This is a genomic window from Pseudomonas sp. NPDC089569, from assembly GCF_050280625.1.
GTDB lineage: Bacteria > Pseudomonadota > Gammaproteobacteria > Pseudomonadales > Pseudomonadaceae > Aquipseudomonas.
Map to the genome: position 1 here is coordinate 1 of NZ_JBNNVQ010000230.1, position 2312 is coordinate 2312.

The following is a 2312-nucleotide window of genomic DNA, read 5'->3' on the forward strand; positions in this document are numbered from 1 at the left end:
CTGTACCCGGCGCACGCCGCGTTCGGCGGGTACAAAAAGTCCGGCGTCGGCCGTGAAACCCACAAGATGATGCTCGACCACTACCAGCAGACCAAGAACCTGCTGGTGAGCTACGACATCAATCCGCTGGGCTTCTTCTAAATCCGGCGCGATATCGCGTAACGGCCTTCGCCAGCAAGCTCGGCTCCTACAGGAGCGAGCCTGCTCGCGATGGCGATCTCAAAACAGCGAATAATCAACTTCTCGCCGCGCGGAGCCCTCGATGAAAATCCGTTACAAGGTCAGCCTTGTGGCTGCTTGTGTGCTGTTGGTCACGACCAGTCTGCTGTCGCTGGTCCAGGTAGAGCAGGTCCGCACGATCCTGCGTCACCAGGTCGAGGCGAGCATCAGCGAAACGAGCAATGCAGTGGCGCGCCAGATCGAAAACTGGCTCAACGGCAAACTTGGCCTGATGGACCTGGCCGCCCAGGCGATCGACAGCCAGTACAGCGCGCAAGCGACCCAGAGAATCATCGATTCGCCCATTCTCAAAGATGAATTCAAGTTGGTATTCGGTGCCCTTGAGTCCGACGGGAAACCGATCAAGAACAGCGCTTCCTGGAATCCGAAACCTGACTATGACGGGCGTACCCGCCCTTGGTACGCGACCGGCAAGGCCGCTAGCCAGGCGGTGCTGACCGAACCCTACAAGGACTCCACCACGGGGGAGATCCTGATCTCGGCTGTCGCCCGGATCAGCGATGCCGGGCGGTTGCTCGGCGTGTTTGGCGGTGACATCCGCCTGACGTCGGTGGCCGATGCCATCAATACCCTGGATTTCGGCGGGGCCGGTTATGCATTCCTGCTGAGCAAGAGTGGCAACATCATTTCCCACCCGGACGCCGAACTGAACGGCAAGCCCTACAGCGAGCTGTTTGCAGGAAACGCGCTGGCGCTCGGCAGTCAGCTTCAGGAAGTCAGCGTCGGTGGAAAGCCCCGGCTGGTTTCCTTCATTCCGCTCACCGGCCTGAAGGGCATGGACTGGTACATCGGCGTGGTGCTGGACCAGGACATTGTCATGGCCGCCGCCCATACCTTGACCTGGCGCGCGGTCATCGGCACTGGCCTGGGCGTTGTGCTCAGCCTGTTGCTGTTGGGGCTGCTGGTCAGGCGTCTGCTCTGGCCGCTGGATCAGCTCAAGGAATCGCTCGCGGATATCAATCGAGGCAGCGGGGATTTGACCCGTGAACTACCGGTGCATGGCCATGATGAAATCGCCCAGGTGTCCGGGGAGTTCAACCGGCTCCTGCAGCATCTCAAGACGCTGATCGGCGATGTAAAGAGTGGCTCGCAGCAAGTGCGCGAGAGCACCACGGCGACGTCCAGCGAGGCGGATCAGGCGGCCAGTCGGGTTCAGAACCAGTTGCAGGAACTGGATCAATTGACCACGGCCATGCAAGAGATGGCCTCGACGGCCGAGGGCGTGGCGCGCAATGCCCAGGCCGCAGCCGAGGCGGCGATTGCCGCCAACGAGGAAACCGAAGTCGGCGTGGCGCTGGTGTCTCGCTCGACAGGGGCGATCAATCGCCTGGCGGCGGAGATGGACGACACCGGTCGTGCCATCAACGAATTGTCCTCGCTCAGTCAAAGCATCGAATCCATCGTGGCCGTCATCACCGGCATCGCCGACCAGACCAATCTGCTTGCGCTCAATGCCGCCATCGAGGCGGCGCGGGCAGGGGAGACCGGGCGCGGTTTTGCCGTGGTGGCCGATGAGGTGCGTTCGCTGGCCTCGCGTACGCAGCAATCGACCCAGGAAATTCGCCAGATGATCGATCAACTGCAGGCAGGGGTGAAACACGCCCAGGCGCGAATGCAGCAAAGCCGCGACGCCGCCAGCAAGACGGCCGGCGATGCCAATGCCGCCAACGCGACGCTGGAGCGCATACGTGAAGCGATTTACCGGATCAACGACATGAACCTGCAGATCGCCACCGCCGCGCAGGAACAGAGCGCGACGTCCGAAGAGATCAATCGCAACACGACCAACATCCGCGATATCAGCCTGGAGGTCTCCGACAGTGCCGAAAAGCAGGTTCGCCAGTGCTCGGCGATGGCGGGGTATGTCGGTCAGCAGGACCAGCTCCTGAGTCGCTTCAGGATTTGAATGGCGCCATCGGATGGCGTTGAACCGAGGCGGGACAACCCGCCCGTTACCGATCACTTGAACAACAATTGCACCGAGGTAAGAAAGATGAGTGCGGCTTCCCTGTATCCCGTTCGTCCCGAGGTTCTGGCCAATACCCTGACCGACGAGGCGACCTACAAGGCCA

Annotated in this window: 3 protein-coding genes and 1 pseudogene; all 4 read left to right on the forward strand. The window is 61.5% G+C overall.

The annotated features are described in order from the left end of the window. Positions 1-141, forward strand: a 141-nt coding sequence (locus ACQKP2_RS32530; RefSeq protein WP_074198521.1) for an aldehyde dehydrogenase family protein, incomplete at its 5' end; no start/stop codon positions are given. A 121-nt stretch (positions 142-262) separates the two neighbouring features. Beyond that, a pseudogene (locus ACQKP2_RS32535) lies at positions 263-1288 on the forward strand (HAMP domain-containing protein); the annotation flags it as partial. A 48-nt stretch (positions 1289-1336) separates the two neighbouring features. Beyond that, positions 1337-2146, forward strand: coding sequence for a methyl-accepting chemotaxis protein (locus tag ACQKP2_RS32540; RefSeq protein WP_427582345.1), 810 nt, complete (start codon positions 1337-1339; stop codon positions 2144-2146). An 87-nt stretch (positions 2147-2233) separates the two neighbouring features. After that, positions 2234-2312, forward strand: a 79-nt coding sequence (locus ACQKP2_RS32545) for a hypothetical protein (protein ID WP_427579453.1), incomplete at its 3' end; no start/stop codon positions are given.